This window comes from Blastococcus sp. TF02-8 (genome assembly GCF_003319175.1).
Classification (GTDB): domain Bacteria; phylum Actinomycetota; class Actinomycetes; order Mycobacteriales; family Geodermatophilaceae; genus Blastococcus.
In genome coordinates this window covers 447,092-462,183 of the sequence record NZ_QOHK01000002.1, presented here as the reverse complement: position 1 = coordinate 462,183, position 15,092 = coordinate 447,092, and the positions used below count along the sequence as shown (strand labels likewise).

Genomic DNA, 15,092 nt, shown 5'->3' with positions numbered 1-15,092 from the left:
ACCGGCAACTGAACACGCATGCGCTGGTACTGAGCGTAAGGGGACGGGCGTGACGGATGCGATGGATGAAACGAACAGGCGGACCGGTCCGTCCTAGGCAGAACTACACCTATGCAACACGGGACACAGCCGTTCCGGCGCGTTCTGCGACACGGTGAACGATCGATCACGCAGCGTCCACGGATTTCTGCCGGCCAGCCGCTACCGTGTTCGGCCCGCTCCGCACGGTGACCGTCGACGAGTCGACCTCACGACTTGTCGACTCCGAGCTCCACGGAGCGCGCGTGCGCGGCCTCGATGGCCGCGATCAGCGCGGCCCGCACACCGTGCCGCTCCAGCTCGCGGATCGCCGCGATGGTCGTCCCCCCGGGGCTGGTCACTGCCTCGCGGAGCTGGACGGGGTGCTCGCCGGAGTCCCGCATCATCACCGCCGCGCCCAGCGCGGTCTGCACGATGAGGTCGGCGGCCAGCGTGCGGGGCAGGCCGAGCAGGATCCCGGCGTCGACCATCGCCTCGACCAGGTAGAAGAAGTAGGCCGGACCGCTGCCCGACAACGCCGTCGCCGCGTCCTGCTGGGCCTCCGGCACCCGCTGCACCCGGCCGACCGCGGCCAGCAGCGCCTCGGCCTCGTCGAGATCGGCCTCCCCCGCGTGCGCCCCGGCGGAGAGGACGCTCATCCCCTCGTCGACCAGGGCCGGGGTGTTCGGCATGACCCGGACCACCGGCACCCCTTCGGGAAGGGCGGCCTCGATCCGCGCGGTCGGCACCCCGGCGGCGATCGACACCACCAGGTGCCCGGTGTCGACGTGCGCGGCGATGCGGCCGAGCAGGCCGTCGATGTCCTGCGGCTTCACCGCGAGCAGCAGCACCCGCGCGCGCCCGGCCGCCCCGGCGAGGTCGACGGTGCCGACGCCGTACCGCTCGGCCAGCTGCTGGGCGCGCTCGGGACTCCGCTCGCAGACGACGATGCCGTCCGGTCCCCCGCGACGCACCAGCCCGGAGAGCAGCGCCTCCCCCATCTTGCCGCCGCCGACGATCGCCAGCCCGCGCCGGCCGGCCGCGGTCACGCCCGCACCCCGGGTCGGGACGCGCTGCGCTGCTGCTCCACGGGGTCTGCCCAGGCCATCTCGTGCTCCCAGCTGTCGGGCGCGGGCCGTGGCGGGCCGCGCTCTCCGGTGCCCGAAACCGTAGTGCGCCCGGGTGTGTGCGCTCGCGCCACCGGGTAGCGCGGCCCCCATGGCTGGAGAACTGAGCGGGATGAGGGTGGCCGTGCTGGCCACCGACGGTGTCGAGCAGGTCGAGCTGGACCGGCCCTGGCAGGCACTCGAGGAGGCCGGCGCCGAGCCGGAACTGGTCTCCTTCAGCTCGGGCTCGATCACCGCGTACGACCACATCGACAAGGGCGAGAAGCGCACGGTCGACACCGAGCTCGGATCGGCCGACCCCGACGACTACGCCGCGCTGGTCCTGCCCGGCGGCGTCATCAACGGTGACTTCGTCCGCGCGGACGCCGACGCGGTCACGTTCGTGAAGGCCTTCTTCGACGCCGGCAAGCCGGTCGCCGCGATCTGCCACGCCCCCTGGGTGCTGATCGAGGCCGACGTCGTCCGCGGCCGGCGCATGACGTCGTGGCCGTCGCTGCAGACCGACCTGCGCAACGCCGGGGCGAACTGGGTGGACGAGGAGGTCGTCGTCGACGGCAACCTGGTCACCAGCCGCAACCCCGACGACCTGGACGCCTTCTCCGCGGCGATCGTCGAGGAGTTCGCCGGCTCGCGCGAGGAGCAGCCCACCGACGCCTGACCGGCGAGGCCACCGGCCGGCGCGCTCAGGAGGCGCCGAGCAGGCTGGCGGCCGGGGCGATCGTGAGCAGGGTGCCGGCGAACACCAGGACCGCGAGCAGTCGCGCGCCCACCGGCTCGGCACCCTGCTTGTGCCGCCACAGGTTGACGCCGGCCACCAGCCCGGTGACGGCGAGCGGCGCGAGGAACATCGCCAGTCGCGGCACCATCTCCCAGAGGACCGTCGCGGCGAAGTAGATGCCCACGCCCGCGGCGAGGGCGATCAGCAGCTCGCCACCGAACCGCAGCCACGCCAGCGCGCTCTCCTGCGGCGTGCCGTCGTAGTCGGTCTCGGGCAGGTCGTCGGCCCGGACGACGGGGATGGGCCCGGTGTGCGGGTGGGACTCGCGCTGCGCCGTGCGGGTGGCGCCGCGACGCTCCTCGCGGCCGTCCGGACGAGCGGAGCCCCGGCCGGCGGAACGCTGGGGCCCGGCCGCCTCGGCGGCCCGGCGCAACGGCGGCACGGGGGCGGAGGGCTGGGCCGACACCTGGGGGACGCCGGGCTTGCGGTCGGGGCGCAGCCCCGGGATGGCCGCCGTCGACGGGCCGGCGGTGGCGCGCTGCGGCCGCGACTGCCGCACCGGGGGCGCGGCGGGCTCGGAGAACTGGAGGTCACTGCGCCGGCGGCCGTACCCGGCGCGCTCGGCCGCCGCGGCGTCGTCGGCCCGCCGCTGGCGGATCCCGGTGTCGTCGTCGTCGTCGAAACGGCGCCGCCGGGCCTGCTGACGCGCGGCGGACTCGATGCCGGCCTCGCGCAGGATCTCGGCGAGGGAGCGTCCTCCCGTGTCCGGGTTCCAGTCCGGTTCGGCCATCACACCCCTCCCATCGAGTCCAGCCTGCGCAGGATGACACCCTCGCGCAGCGCCCACGGACAGATCCGCACGCACGGTACGTCCAGCGCACGCAGAGTTGCGGCAGCGACAACCGCTCCTGCGGGAACCTGGTGCGCGCGGTCGGCCGACACGCCCGGCAGCTCGGCCAGTGCGGCCGACTCGATGCGGGAGACGAAGCCCACCACCTGCCCCAGCCCGACGGCGGTCAGCTCGCGGGGCACGCGCAACCCGGCCGACGACGGCGCGGCGCCGGCCAGGCGGGCGAGGGTCCGGAAGGTCTTGCTGGTGGCCACCACCAGGTCCGGCGGCCCGAGGGCGACGATCTGCTCGGCGGCCGGAGCCAGCAGCCCGGTGGCGTGCTCGGTCAGCGCGTCGAGCGCCCCGAGGTCGGGGCGACCGCCCTCACGCGCCGTGGGCAGGAACCGGCGGGTCATCCGGCCGGCGCCCAGCGGCAGCGAGAGCGCGACCTCGGGGTCCTCGTCGACGCCGGCGGCGAGCTCCAGGGAGCCGCCGCCGATGTCGAGCACCAGCAGCCGGCCCGCGCTCCAGCCGAACCACCGGCGGACGGCGAGGAAGGTCAGCCGCGCCTCGTCCTCCCCGCTGAGCACCCGGAGCTCCACGCCCGTCCGCTCGCGCACCCGGTCGAGGACCTCGAGCCCGTTCGCCGCCTCGCGGATGGCGGAGGTGACCAGGGCCATGAACTCGTCGCAAACCTGCGCCTCGGCCTGGTCGCAGGCGTCCTGCACCGCCGTGAGCAGGGCCTTCTCCCCCGCCTTGGACAGCACGTCGTCCGGGCCGACGTGCTCGGCGAGACGCAGCACGGACTTGTCGTCGTGCATCGGCGTCGGGTGCGCACCGCGGTGGGCGTCCACGACCAGGAGGTGCACGGTGTTCGATCCGACGTCCAGCACCCCGAGCCGCATGCGCCCAGTCTGCCCTGGCCCCCTCCCGAGGCTCGCGGCGAGCGGAGGGAGCGGGAGGAGGAGGGGGTCCTTCTAGGCTGGGCCGGTGTGGAACGAGCCCCCGGAGGAGGTCGCCCTGGACTTCGCCCGGGAGTGGGTGGAGTTCCCCGATCCCGCCGATCCCGAGCACGTGGTGCGGGCGGACCTGACCTGGCTGACCTCGGCGTGGACCTGCATCTTCGGCCGGGGCTGCGCCGGCGTCGTCGAGGGCCGGCCGGACGACGGGTGCTGCAGCCACGGCGCCTTCTTCACCGACGAGGACGACCTGCACCGGGTGACCGCCGCGGTCGCCGACCTCGCCGACGAGGACTGGCAGCTGGCAGCCGTCGGCCGGGGGGCGTGGACGGAGGAGGACTCGGCGGACGACGCCGAGGAAGGGGTCCGCTCGCTGCGCACCCGCGTCGTCGACGGTGCCTGCGTCTTCCTCAACCGGCCCGGGTTCGCCGGCGGCACCGGCTGCGCCCTGCACCGGATGGCGCTCCGCGAGGGCCTGCACCCGGTGACCACGAAGCCCGACGTCTGCTGGCAGCTGCCAATCCGCCGGGAGCAGGAGCACGTCGAGCGGCCCGACGGCACCCGGGTCCTGGTCTCGACCGTCGGGGAGTTCGACCGGCGCGGCTGGGGCCCGGGTGGGCACGACCTGCACTGGTGGTGCACCGGCTCGCCGGCCGCGCACGTCGCCCCCGAGCCGCTGGTGGACACCTACGCCGCGGAGCTGACCACCCTCCTCGGGGGGCCGGCCTACGCGGAGCTACGCCGGCTGGCCCAGCTCCGCCTCGACCAGGGGCTCGTCGCCCCGCACCCCGCCAGCCCACGGCCGGTGCCCGTCGAGCTGCACCGGCGCCGTCCGGGCTCCTGACCGGAAGGTCTGCCGGTAGGCGCGCGGGGCCACGCCACGACGCCGGGTGAACTGCTCGCGGAGGCCGGCAGCGGTGCCGAAACCCACCAGCCGGGCGATCTCCTCCACCGAGGCGTCGGACTCCTCGAGCAGCACCTCGGCCGCGTCGAGGCGCCGCGCGAGCAGCCAGGCGTGCGGCGTGGTCCCCGTCGTCGCCTTGAACCGCCGGGCGAAGGAGCGCGGGCTCATCAGCGCGCGCCGGGCGAGCAGGTCCACGCTGATCTCCTCGGCCAGGTGCTGCTGCGCCCACTCCAGGACCGCACCCAGCCGGTCGTCCTCGCAGGCCGCCACCGGGGCGTCGATGAACTGCGCCTGGCCGCCGTCGCGGTGCGCCGGCACGACCATCTCGCGGGCGAGGGAGTTGGCCGCGTTCGCACCCCACTCGCGGCGGACCAGGTGCAGCAGCGCGTCCACGCCGGCCGCCGTTCCCGCCCCGGTGATGATCCGGCCGTTGTCCACGTAGAGGACCGACGGGTCGACCTCCAGCTCCGGGAAGCGGGTGGCCAGCTCGCCGGTCCACTTCCAGTGGGTGGTCACGCGCATCCCGTCGAGCAGCCCCGCGGCGGCCAGGACGAAGACGCCGGTGCAGTGGCTGACCAGCAACGCGCCGCGGGCATGGGCGCGGCGCACCGCGTCGAGCAGCTGGGGCGAGGGCTCGGCGTCGAAGTCCTCCCACGCGGTGACGAGCAGGATGTCCGAGCGGTCCACGCGCTCGAGGTCGTGCTCGACGAGGATGCCGATGCCCGTGTCGGTCCGGCAGACGCCGGGGTGCTCCGCCGCGATCCCGAAGTCGAAGCGCGGCAGGCCGAGCCGGCTGCGGTCGTAGCCGAAGACCTCGTTGCAGACACCCAGGCCGAAGGGGGCCACGAGCCGGTCGGCGACGAGGACGGTGACGACCAGGGGGCGGTCCGGGAGAGCCATGGCCGCATTGTGGCCGAAAACCTGCGCTCGTGGTCGATCCTGCCACCTGCCGATCTCCCTGCTCGGCGTGCGACCGGTCCCGCTGCGGCCTACGCTCGAACACATGAGCGAATCGAACGCGAACGCCCAGCCCGCCGCCTCACCGGAGAAGGACCCGACGGAATGGGTGACCGGGGACGAGCCGGCCACCGGAGCGCAGAAGAGCTACCTGGAGACGCTGTCCCGCCAGTCGGACGAGGACGTCGACCCCGAGAAGCTCACCAAGGCCGAGGCCTCGCAGAAGATCGACGAGCTCAAGTCCTGAGCCCGCGGGGCCGGCCCAGCCCGTCGGCCCCCTGCTAGGCCTCGAGCTTGTAGCCCAGGCCCCGCACCGTCAGCAGGTAGGTCGGGTTGGCGGGGTCGGGCTCGAGCTTGGCGCGCAGTCGCTTCACGTGGACGTCGAGGGTCTTGGTGTCCCCCACGTAGTCCGAGCCCCAGACCCGGTCGATCAGCTGCGACCGCGTGAGCACCCGTCCGGAGTTGCGCATCAGGAACTCGAGCAGGTCGAACTCCTTGAGCGGCAGCGCGACCGCCGCGCCGTCGACGGAGACCACGTGGCGCTCGACGTCCATGCGCACGGGCCCCGCGGTCAGCACGCCGTCGTCCGCAGGGGTGTCGGCCACCTCGCCGCGGCGCCGCAGCACCGCGCGGATCCGGGCGACCAGCTCGCGGGCCGAGTACGGCTTGGTGACGTAGTCGTCGGCGCCCAGCTCCAGGCCCACGACCTTGTCGATCTCGCTGTCCTTCGCCGTCAGCATGATGATCGGGACGTTCCCGCGGGAACGCAGCGCCCGGCACACCTCCGTGCCGGAGAGGCCGGGGAGCATCAGGTCCAGCAGCACGATGTCGGCACCGCCGCGGTCGTACTCGGCGAGCGCGTCGGGGCCGGTGGCCGCCACGACCGGGTCGAAGCCCTCCCGGCCCAGCATGTAGGACAGCGCGTCGGAGAAGGACTCCTCGTCCTCGACGACCAGCACTCGGGTCATGAACGCTCGTTCTCCAGGGTCTGCGGCGTGGTCACGGGGTCGGGGTCGGGCAGCGGGTGGTCGGCCGGGCCGGCGAGCGGGATGCGCAGGGTGAAGGTGGAGCCGAGCCCCTCCTCGCTCCACACGCTGACCGAGCCTCCGTGGTTGCTGGCGACGTGCTTCACGATGGCCAGCCCGAGGCCGGTGCCGCCGGTGCTGCTCGCCCGGGACTGGTCCACACGGTAGAAGCGCTCGAAGATGCGGTGCCGGTCGGCGCGCGGGATGCCGATGCCGCTGTCGGTCACGGTGATCTCGGCGAAGCCCGAGCGCGAGCGCGCGGCGACGGCGATCCGGCTCTCCCCCGTGCTGTAGGCGACCGCGTTGGCCAGCAGGTTGGTGACGGCGGTGGCCAGCTGGCTCTCCACGCCGCGCACCACCAGCTCGGGCTGCCCGCCGACGACGATGTCGAGCTGCTTGGCGCGCGCGGCGGTGCGGGTGCGGTCCACGGCCTCGGCCAGCACCTGGTCGACGTCCACCCGGCGGAACTCCGGCAGCGGCTCCCCGCCCTGCAGTCGGGAGAGGTCGATCAGCTCGCGGACCAGCCGGCCCAGCCGGTCGGACTCGTGCGCGATCCGGGACGCGAAGCGCTGGACCGCCTCGGGGTCGTCCGCCGCGCCCTCGATCGCCTCCGCGAGCAGCGCCAGTGCACCCACCGGGGTCTTGAGCTCGTGCCCCACGTTCGCGACGAAGTCCCGGCGCACCGCCTCGACCCGGCGGGCCTCGGTGACGTCCTGGAGCACGAGGGCGACCGGGCCCGGCGCGGTCACCGTTCCGCTGTCCAGCCGGACGCCGTGCACCCCGACCAGCCGCGGGCCCGATCCCACGAGGTCGCCGGGCAGCCGGACGTCCGCGCGACGGCTGCCGCTGCGGCGCACGTCGCGCGCCAGCGTCAGCAGCTCCGGCACCAGTAGCCGGTCACCCCGGACGATCCCGAGGGCACGGGCCGCGGGGTTGGCCAGCAGCACCGAGTCGTCGCTCTCCACGAACACGATCGCCGGGTCGATCAGGTCGACCAGCCGGCGGGTCAGCGCCACCTCGGGGGCCGCCAGGGTGGGGTCGTCACCGACGGACCGCCCGAGGTCGGGGCGGAACCGGATGACGACGGTTGCGGCCACCACCCCACCGAGGAGGAGGCCGACCACCAGGGCGACCAGCGGACTCACGGCCCAGATGCTAGGTGGGCGACCGGCCGGGAAGCGCCCCCGCGCAAGGGTTCACCGCCCGGACGGGTCAGTGTTCACCGGAGAGTGGGGGCGCGTTCACCTGACGGCGACCGGGACGCTCCCGGGCACACCTAGCGTCGCCCCGGAACAGACGACGAGAGGGACGACCGTGCGGGACAGCTACCACGAGGAACTCGACGACATCAACGCCTGCCTGGTGGGGATGGCGAACGCGGTCGGCTCGCAGATGAGCACCGCGACCACCGCACTCCTGGACGCCGACGTGGAACTCGCCGACCGGGTGATCACCGGGGACGACGCGATCGACGCCACCCGGGAGAGCATCGAGCAGCGCACCTTCACCCTGCTGGCGCGCCAGCAGCCGGTCGCCGGGGACCTGCGCACCATCACCACCGCCATGCGCATCGTGAGCGACCTGGAGCGGATGGGAGATCTGGCCGCCCACATCGCCAAGGTGGCGCGGATGCGCTTCCCGGAGCACGCCGTGCCGCAGGAGGTCCGGCCGGCCTTCCTCGAGGCGGGGAACGTGGCCGAGCTGCTCATCACCAAGACGGCGACGGTGATCGCCAAGAGCGACGTCGAGGCGGCGCGCGAGCTGGAGACCGACGACGACGCGATGGACCGCATCCACCGGGGCCTGTTCCGTCAGCTGCTCAGCGACGACTGGCCGCACGGCATCGAGACCGCCATCGACATCACCCTGCTCGGGCGCTACTACGAGCGCTTCGCCGACCACGCGGTCAGCGTCGCCCGCCGCGTCTGCTACCTGGTCACCGGCGAGCGCTACGTCCCCGAGGCCAGCACCCCGATCTGACCCGGGCACTCTCGGCCTGGTCGCAGGGGCCCGCGCCGAGCGCCAGCGAGGTGTGGGGGGCGATCAGGTCCTCTTACCCTGGTTCTTGACGGCCTCGATGGCGGCCGCGGCGGCGTCCGGGTCGAGGTACTGCCCACCCGGCGTCGTCGGACGCAGGTCGTCGTCGAGGTCGTAGCGCAGGGGGACCCCGGTCGGGATGTTGAGCCCCACGACCTCGTCGTCGCCCATGCCGTCGAGGTGCTTCACCAGCGCGCGCAGGCTGTTGCCGTGCGCGGCGACCAGCACGTTCTTCCCGGCGCGCAGGTCGGGCACGATCGCGTCGTACCAGTAGGGCAGCATCCGGACGACGACGTCCGCGAGGCACTCGGTGGCGGGGCGCGCCTCCGGCGGCAGGAACGCGTAGCGGGCGTCGGCGTCCTGGGAGAACTCGTTCTGGGCGTCGATCGGCGGCGGCGGGGTGTCGTAGGACCGGCGCCAGATCATGAACTGCTCCTCGCCGTACTCGGCGAGGGTGGCGGCCTTGTCCTTGCCCTGCAGCGCGCCGTAGTGCCGCTCGTTGAGCCGCCAGGAGCGCTGCACCGGGATCCACTGCCGGTCGGCGGCGGCCAGGGCGAGCTCGGCGGTGGTGATGGCCCGCTTGAGCAGCGAGGTGTGCAGCACGTCGGGGAGCAGGCCGTGCTCGGCGAGCAGCTCACCACCGCGGGCGGCCTCGGCGCGACCCTTCTCCGACAGCGGCACGTCCACCCAGCCGGTGAAGAGGTTGGCCTTGTTCCACTCGCTCTCGCCGTGGCGGAGCAGGACCAGCGTTCCCGTCGACGTCGTCACGGCGGACATCCTGCCCGACCGGTTGCGCGGCAGCAGCAGGGCCGTCAGGCCGGGACCATCTCCCGCTCGCCCTCGCGCGCCCATCGCACGGCCGCGGCCACGACCTGGGCGGCCTCCCGCAGCTGCTCGTCGGTGTGCGTCGCCATCACGGTCAGCCGGAGGACGCCCTTGCCGCGCGGGACCGCCGGGTAGGCGACCGCGTTCGTGTAGACGCCCTGGTCGAAGCACGCCCGCCAGGCGGCGGCGGTGACCTCCTCGGCCCCCGTGGGGACGGCGATGACCGCACCGCGGCCCGGCACCGGAGTCGCACCCGCCTCGGCCAGCGCCGTCCGCAGCAGCTCGCCGTTGTGCTGCAGCCGGGTGACCCGCTCCGGCTCGGCGCGCAGGATGCGCAGCGCGGTCAGCGCGGCGGCCACCGACGCGGGGTCGTTGGCGGCGCTGAACACGTAGGGCATCGCACCGGCGCGGATGCCGTCGGCCGCGGCCTTGGACGTCATGACCGCACCACCGACGCTGGCCAGCGACTTGCTGAGCGCGACCGTGACCGCGTCGACGCGGTCCAGCACACCGAGCTGCTCGGCCGCGCCGCGACCACCGGCCCCGAGAACACCGAGACCGTGGGCCTCGTCGACCACGAGTCGCACGTCGAAGCGGTCGCACAGGGCCACGATCCGGTCCAGCGGCGCCAGCTCCCCGGTCATCGAGTAGACGCCGTCGACCACCACGACCCCGCCGGCCCGCGGGTCGAGCCGCTCCAGCCGGACGGTCAGCGAGTCCAGGTCGTTGTGCCGCCAGCGCAGCACCGTGCCGCGGCTGGCGGCGGCCGCCGCGTGCAGGCTCGCGTGCACGTGCGCGTCGACCAGCAGGGCGTCGTCCGGCCCGCAGGCGGTGGACAGCAGCGCCAGGTTGGCGTTGACGCCGGAGGAGGTCAGGACGGCGGCCTCGGTGCCGTAGTGGTCGGCCAGCTCCGCCTCGAGCTCCAGGTGCAGCGCCGTGGTCCCGTTGAGCACCCGGCTGCCGGAGGCGCTGGTGCCGTAGCGGCGCAAGGCCGCCCCGGCCGCCTCGACGACGCGGGGGTCCCCGGCGAGGCCGAGGTAGTTGCCGGTCCCGAGGTTGGTCCGGCTCCGGCCGTCCGCGTACGTGGTCACCGGGAGAGGCGCGCCCCCGGTGGGGACGGCGTGGGTCGCGGCATCGGCGGCGGTGTGCTCCCGGAGCAGGGCCGCGAGCGGGTTCTCCAGCAACGGCGCGAACGGGTCCCGACGGCCCTGCGGGGCACGGGGAGCGTGGTCGGGCACCGGATCTCCTTGCGCGTGGTCGCGGGGTGGTCCCGCCTGCGTCGCGCGTCAGAGTGGGTTTTGGCGGGTGCCGACGTCAACCGTCGGTTGCCCTATCGAGTCACTCCGTGACCGGAACCACATCGGCGCGTCGACCCGGCAGCCAGACCAGGACGACCACCGCGGCCACCAGCGTGGCCGCCGCCGTGCCGACGGCAGTCACGTGCATGGCCGAGACGAACGCCTCCCGTGCCGGTCCGACCAGGTCCGCAGCGGCACGTGCGACGTCGGGCCCGCCGTCGGCCTGGACACGACGGACCGCCTCCAGGGTCGCGACGATCGACTCGCTCGCCTCGTCACGGATCCCGGCCGGCAGGGCGTCGACCGCGTCGCCCAGCCGCGCCGCGTACACCCCGGCGAGCAGCGACCCGAGGATGGCGACGCCGAGCGCGCCGCCCACCTGGCGCACGGAGTTGTTCACCGCGGCGCCGGCCCCGGCCTTCTCCCGGGGGACGACGGACATGATCGACTCCGTCGCGGGCGCCATCACCGTGCCCATTCCGACCCCCTGCACGGAGAGCACGGTGATCAGCACCCAGACCGCGGTGTCCTGGTCCAGCAGCTGGACGCCGACGAAGGAGAGCGCGATCAGCAGGAAGCCGACGGCGCAGACGGCCTTCGCGCCGAACCGGTCGGCGAACCCCGAGCTGAGGGGTGCCATGACCGCCATGCCCAGCGCGACCGGGATGAGCGCGGCTCCGCTCTCCAGCGGGCTGAAGCCGCGGACGCCCTGGAGGTAGAAGACCAGGTAGAAGGTGGCGCCGAGCAGCGCGAAGAAGTTCAGCCCCAGCGCGCCCGCCGCCGCGGAGAAGGCCGGGTTGCCGAAGAGCGAGACGTCCAGCGCCGGGTGGGCCGAGCGGCGCTGCAGCCACACGAACAGCGCCAGGAGAGCGAGGCCGCCGAGCAGGGGCGCCAGCACGCCGGGAGTCGTCCAGCCGGCTCCCCCGCCCCCGCGGATGATCCCGTAGACCAGGCCGGCCAGGGCCGCGATCGACAGCAGGACGCCGGGCACGTCGAGCCGGCCGGGGCTCGGGTCCCGGGACTCGGGGACCACCGCCAGGACCGCGACGAGCCCGACGACGGCGACCGGGACCCCGACGAGGAACACCGCGCCCCACCAGAAGTGCTCCAGGACGGCCCCGCCCGCCAGCGGCCCACCGGCGACGGCGATGCCGGCGGTCCCGGCCCAGATGCCGATGGCGCGACCCCGCTCCCCCGCGGGGAAGACGTTGGTGATGACGGCGAGCGTGGTGGGCTGCACGGCCGCCCCGCCGATGCCCATCACCGCCCGCCACGCGATGAGCTCCAGGGCGCTGTCGCTGACGGCCGCCATGACCGATCCCAGCGCGAAGACGCTCAGCCCGATCAGCAGGACCCGGCGGCGGCCGATCCGGTCACCGATCACGCCCCAGGAGAAGAGCAGGCCGGCGAACACGAGGATGTAGGCGTCGACCGCCCACTGGAGCTCCCCCTGGGTCGCCCGCAGCTCCCGCTGGAGCGTGGGGATGGCGACGTTGAGGATCGTGTTCCCCATGATCACCACGAGCAGGCAGACCGTCATGGTGGCCAGCACCCACCACCGGCGGGCGTAGCCGGGACGCTCCTGCTCGCCGGGCGACGCCGCGCCCGGCTGCGACTCCTCGGTCGCGGTCACGCCTCGCCGTCGGTCCGCCGGGTGGGGTCGGCGTCCGGGCGGCGGGTGGGGTCGGCAAAGGCGGCGAACGCCTCCAGATTGCGCAGCGACTCACCGCGCTTGACCCGCCAGTCCCACTCGCGGCGGATCGAGGTACCGAAGCCGATCTCCAGCATGGTGTTGAAGTGGTCGTCGGCGTAGCTCAGGACCGCGCCCAGCAGCCGGTCGAGCTCCTCGGGCGTCACCGCGGCGTGCGGCAGCCGGCCGGTCAGGTACACGTCGCCCACGGCGTCGATGGAGTACGAGACCCCGTACATGCGGGCGTTGTGCTGCAGCAGGTAGGTCCACAGCTGCTCGCGGTTCTCGTCGGGCTGGCGGCAGACGAAGGCCTCGATCCGCAGCGAGTGCTCCCCGACGATGAGCCCGCACACCGTCTTGAGCTTCTTGGTGCCCGGGAGGTCGACCAGCCACGTTCCCGGGGCGGGGTGCTCGTGCACGAGCTCGCTGTCGCGCAGCGTGCGGTCGATGACGGCGTCGAGCTCCTCGACCGTGCGGCTCACCGGGCCACCCCCAGGCCGGGCAGGGTGCGCAGCGGGCCGCCTGCACGCCGCTCGCGCGCCGGCCGGACCGGCGCCGCGGCCATCTCGGCGGCGGCCGACGCGTACGCCTCCACCAGCGAGTCGACGGTGCGCTCCCAGGAGAAGCGCGCCGCGTGCCGGCGGGCACCGGCCGCCAGCAGCTCGCGGCGGGCGAGCACGGCGCGGACCGCGACCGCGTAGTCGGCCGGGTCGTGACCGGGGACCAGCACGCCGGACACGCCGTCGCGGACCGCCGTCGGCAGCCCGCCCACGGCCGCGGCGACCACCGGCGTGCCGCAGGCCTGGGACTCCAGCGCCACGAGGCCGAAGGACTCGTTGTGGCTGGGGACGACGGTGACGTCGGCGGCTCGGTAGAAGTGCGCCAGCCGCTCGGGCGGCTGCGGCGGGTGGAAGCGGACGACGTCGGGAATCCCGAGCTCGGCGGCCAGCTGCTCCAGCTGGCGCGGGGCGTCCAGGCCGCTCCCGCTGGGCGCACCGACGACGTGCACCTGCAGCCGGGACCGCAGCGCCGGGTCGTCGGCCAGCATGCGGGCGGCCGTGTGCAGCAGCACGTCGGGGGCCTTGAGCGGCTGGATGCGGCCGACGAACAGCAGCACGACCGCGTCCTCGCCCACCCCGACCTCGCGCCGGGAGGCGGCACGGCTACCCGGGGTGAAGCGGTCGAGGTCGACCCCCGGCGGGACCACCAGGGTGCGCGCGGGGTCGGCGCCGTAGAGGCGGACCAGCTGGCGGGCCTCCTCGTCGGTGTTCGCGATCAGCCGGTCGGCCTCGGCGACGACCTGCTCCTCGCCGATCACCCGGGAGCGCGGCTCGGGGCGGTCGCCGGCGGCCAGCGCCTCATTCTTGACCTTGGCCAGGGTGTGCGCGGTGTGCACCAGCGGCACGCTCCACCGGTCGCGCGCCAGCCAGCCGACCTGCCCCGACAGCCAGTAGTGCGAGTGGACGACGTCGTAGTACCCGGGCTCGTGCTGCGCCTCCTCGCGCAGCACCGCCGCGGTGAAGGCGCACAGCTGCGCGGGCAGCTCCTCCTTGCCCAGGCCCTCGAACGGGCCGGCGCTGACGTGCCGCACGGTCACCCCGGGGCTCATCTCGACCACGGGCGGCAGGTCGCTGGAGGTGGCGCGGGTGAAGACGTCGACGGCGATGCCACGGGCGGCCAGCCTGCGCGAGACCTCGACGATGTAGACGTTCATGCCGCCGGCGTCGCCGGCGCCGGGCTGGTCGAGCGGGCTGGTGTGCACCGACAGCGTCGCCACGCGGTGGGGCAGGCCGGGGCCGGGGAAGCGGCGAGCGGGCACCTGCGACCTCCCGCTCCGTGCTGCACCGGGTGCTCTGCGCACCCCCTGTCTGCTGTCCATCCTGCAACAGCGCGAGGATGGCCCGCATGCCCGACCCCGCAGACCTCACCCGGTCCGAGTACCGCGCCCTGCCCGGTCACCGCCGCACCGCCGTCGTCACCGGGGCCTCCAGCGGCATCGGCGCCGCCACCGCCCGGCGCCTGGCCGCCGAGGGCTTCGACGTCGTCGTCGCCGCGCGCCGGGTCGACCGGCTCGAGGAGCTGGCGACGGCGATCGGGGCCCGGGCGCTTCCGCTGGACATCACCGACCAGGCATCGGTGGACGCGTTCGCCACGACGCTGGACCGGGTGGACGTGCTGGTCAACAACGCCGGTGGCGCGTTCGACGGCAACCCGGTGGCCGAGGCGGACCTGGACTCGTGGGCCCGCACCTACGACGTCAACGTCGTCGGCACGGTGCGGCTGACCAAGGCACTGCTCCCGGCCCTGCGGGCATCGGGCGCCGGTGACGTGCTCTTCGTCAGCTCGACGGCCGGTCTGGTCACCTACGAGAACGGCAGCTCCTACACCGCGGCCAAGCACGGCGTGCACGCCCTGGCCGGGGCGCTGCGGCTGGAGCTGGTGGGCGAGCCGGTGCGGGTGGTCGAGATCGCCCCGGGCATGGTGCACACCGAGGAGTTCTCGCTCAACCGGCTGGGGTCGCAGGAGCGGGCGGACGCGGTCTACCAGGGAGTGCGCGAACCGCTGGTGGCCGAGGACGTCGCCGACTGCATCGCGTGGGCGGTCACCCGGCCGCACCACGTGAACATCGACCTGATGGTGGTCCGCCCGCGCGCCCAGGCAGCTCAGCACAAGGTCGCGCGGGACGGCTGACCTGGTCGCGGCCC

General features: G+C 74.2%; 16 protein-coding genes. 5 read left to right on the top strand and 11 right to left on the bottom strand.

The window, feature by feature from the left end; genetic code table 11:
• Positions 1–248: 248 nt before the first annotated feature.
• Complete coding sequence (proC, locus tag DQ237_RS06365) at positions 249–1,067, bottom strand: pyrroline-5-carboxylate reductase (RefSeq protein ID WP_113798255.1); 819 nt, start codon at positions 1,065–1,067, stop codon at positions 249–251.
• Between the two features lie 169 nt (positions 1,068–1,236).
• Between proC and DQ237_RS06360 the strand changes: the two genes are divergently transcribed.
• Entirely contained in the window at positions 1,237–1,803 is a 567-nt protein-coding gene (locus DQ237_RS06360) for a type 1 glutamine amidotransferase domain-containing protein (protein ID WP_113798252.1), read from the top strand.
• Positions 1,804–1,828: 25 nt separating this feature from the next.
• Here the strand turns inward: DQ237_RS06360 and DQ237_RS06355 are convergent, their stop codons facing one another.
• Both DQ237_RS06355 and DQ237_RS06350 read right to left on the bottom strand, forming a co-directional pair.
• On the bottom strand, positions 1,829–2,653 hold the full coding sequence (locus tag DQ237_RS06355) for a hypothetical protein (protein ID WP_113798250.1): 825 nt from the start codon (positions 2,651–2,653) through the stop codon (positions 1,829–1,831).
• The gene (locus tag DQ237_RS06350; protein WP_113798248.1) at positions 2,653–3,597 is read right to left on the bottom strand and encodes a hypothetical protein; all 945 of its coding nucleotides are present in this window, start codon (positions 3,595–3,597) and stop codon (positions 2,653–2,655) included. The genes DQ237_RS06355 and DQ237_RS06350 overlap by 1 nt, the downstream gene beginning before the upstream one ends.
• Before the next feature lie 85 nt (positions 3,598–3,682).
• Here DQ237_RS06350 and DQ237_RS06345 point away from each other — a divergent pair, with 85 nt between their 5' ends.
• Entirely contained in the window at positions 3,683–4,495 is an 813-nt protein-coding gene (locus DQ237_RS06345; RefSeq protein WP_113798246.1) for a hypothetical protein, read from the top strand.
• Here DQ237_RS06345 and DQ237_RS06340 read toward each other — a convergent pair.
• Positions 4,388–5,455 carry a helix-turn-helix domain-containing protein gene (locus DQ237_RS06340; RefSeq protein WP_113798244.1) on the bottom strand — a complete coding sequence of 356 codons (1,068 nt, stop codon included), beginning with the start codon at positions 5,453–5,455 and terminating at the stop codon, positions 4,388–4,390. The two genes, DQ237_RS06345 and DQ237_RS06340, sit on opposite strands and share 108 nt — an antisense overlap.
• Before the next feature lie 103 nt (positions 5,456–5,558).
• Here DQ237_RS06340 and DQ237_RS06335 point away from each other — a divergent pair, with 103 nt between their 5' ends.
• On the top strand, positions 5,559–5,759 hold the full coding sequence (locus DQ237_RS06335; protein ID WP_113798242.1) for a DUF3072 domain-containing protein: 201 nt from the start codon (positions 5,559–5,561) through the stop codon (positions 5,757–5,759).
• Positions 5,760–5,793: 34 nt separating this feature from the next.
• Here DQ237_RS06335 and DQ237_RS06330 read toward each other — a convergent pair whose 3' ends face one another.
• Both DQ237_RS06330 and DQ237_RS06325 read right to left on the bottom strand, forming a co-directional pair.
• Positions 5,794–6,480 (bottom strand): response regulator transcription factor, encoded by a 687-nt coding sequence (locus DQ237_RS06330; RefSeq protein WP_113798241.1) that lies wholly within the window; start codon positions 6,478–6,480, stop codon positions 5,794–5,796.
• Positions 6,477–7,682 (bottom strand): cell wall metabolism sensor histidine kinase WalK, encoded by a 1,206-nt coding sequence (locus DQ237_RS06325; RefSeq protein ID WP_113798239.1) that lies wholly within the window; start codon positions 7,680–7,682, stop codon positions 6,477–6,479. The genes DQ237_RS06330 and DQ237_RS06325 overlap by 4 nt, the downstream gene beginning before the upstream one ends.
• Positions 7,683–7,851: 169 nt before the next feature.
• Between DQ237_RS06325 and phoU the strand changes: the two genes are divergently transcribed.
• Complete coding sequence (gene phoU / locus DQ237_RS06320) at positions 7,852–8,517, top strand: phosphate signaling complex protein PhoU (RefSeq protein ID WP_113798237.1); 666 nt, start codon at positions 7,852–7,854, stop codon at positions 8,515–8,517.
• Between the two features lie 63 nt (positions 8,518–8,580).
• On the opposite strand, the gene DQ237_RS06315 is transcribed toward phoU, so the two are convergent.
• The 5 genes from DQ237_RS06315 to mshA form a co-directional block, all read right to left on the bottom strand.
• Entirely contained in the window at positions 8,581–9,342 is a 762-nt protein-coding gene (locus DQ237_RS06315; protein ID WP_240619447.1) for a phosphoglyceromutase, read from the bottom strand.
• A 44-nt stretch (positions 9,343–9,386) separates the two neighbouring features.
• A complete protein-coding gene (locus DQ237_RS06310) occupies positions 9,387–10,637 on the bottom strand; it encodes a pyridoxal phosphate-dependent aminotransferase family protein (RefSeq protein ID WP_113798235.1) in 1,251 nt (416 codons plus the stop codon).
• Between the two features lie 100 nt (positions 10,638–10,737).
• Positions 10,738–12,330, bottom strand: a complete 1,593-nt coding sequence (locus DQ237_RS06305; protein WP_113798233.1) for an MFS transporter — start codon at positions 12,328–12,330, stop codon at positions 10,738–10,740.
• Positions 12,327–12,869, bottom strand: coding sequence for a YbjN domain-containing protein (locus tag DQ237_RS06300; protein ID WP_113798231.1), 543 nt, complete (start codon positions 12,867–12,869; stop codon positions 12,327–12,329). The genes DQ237_RS06305 and DQ237_RS06300 overlap by 4 nt, the downstream gene beginning before the upstream one ends.
• Entirely contained in the window at positions 12,866–14,206 is a 1,341-nt protein-coding gene (gene mshA / locus DQ237_RS06295) for a D-inositol-3-phosphate glycosyltransferase (RefSeq protein ID WP_113798229.1), read from the bottom strand. Before mshA ends, DQ237_RS06300 begins: the two co-directional genes overlap by 4 nt.
• Before the next feature lie 86 nt (positions 14,207–14,292).
• Here mshA and DQ237_RS06290 point away from each other — a divergent pair, with 86 nt between their 5' ends.
• Entirely contained in the window at positions 14,293–15,078 is a 786-nt protein-coding gene (locus tag DQ237_RS06290) for an SDR family oxidoreductase (RefSeq protein WP_113798227.1), read from the top strand.
• Positions 15,079–15,092 lie beyond the last annotated feature (14 nt).

Excerpts from the sequence above, each read along its gene's own strand:
- DQ237_RS06360 (WP_113798252.1), top strand. The coding sequence starts at position 1,237 with ATGGCTGGAGAACTGAGCGGGATGAGGGTGGCCGTGCTGGCCACCGAC.
- DQ237_RS06355 (WP_113798250.1), bottom strand. The coding sequence starts at position 2,653 with ATGGCCGAACCGGACTGGAACCCGGACACGGGAGGACGCTCCCTCGCC.
- DQ237_RS06350 (WP_113798248.1), bottom strand. The coding sequence starts at position 3,597 with ATGCGGCTCGGGGTGCTGGACGTCGGATCGAACACCGTGCACCTCCTG.
- DQ237_RS06340 (WP_113798244.1), bottom strand. The coding sequence starts at position 5,455 with ATGGCTCTCCCGGACCGCCCCCTGGTCGTCACCGTCCTCGTCGCCGAC.
- DQ237_RS06335 (WP_113798242.1), top strand. The coding sequence starts at position 5,559 with ATGAGCGAATCGAACGCGAACGCCCAGCCCGCCGCCTCACCGGAGAAG.
- DQ237_RS06330 (WP_113798241.1), bottom strand. The coding sequence starts at position 6,480 with ATGACCCGAGTGCTGGTCGTCGAGGACGAGGAGTCCTTCTCCGACGCG.
- DQ237_RS06290 (WP_113798227.1), top strand. The coding sequence starts at position 14,293 with ATGCCCGACCCCGCAGACCTCACCCGGTCCGAGTACCGCGCCCTGCCC.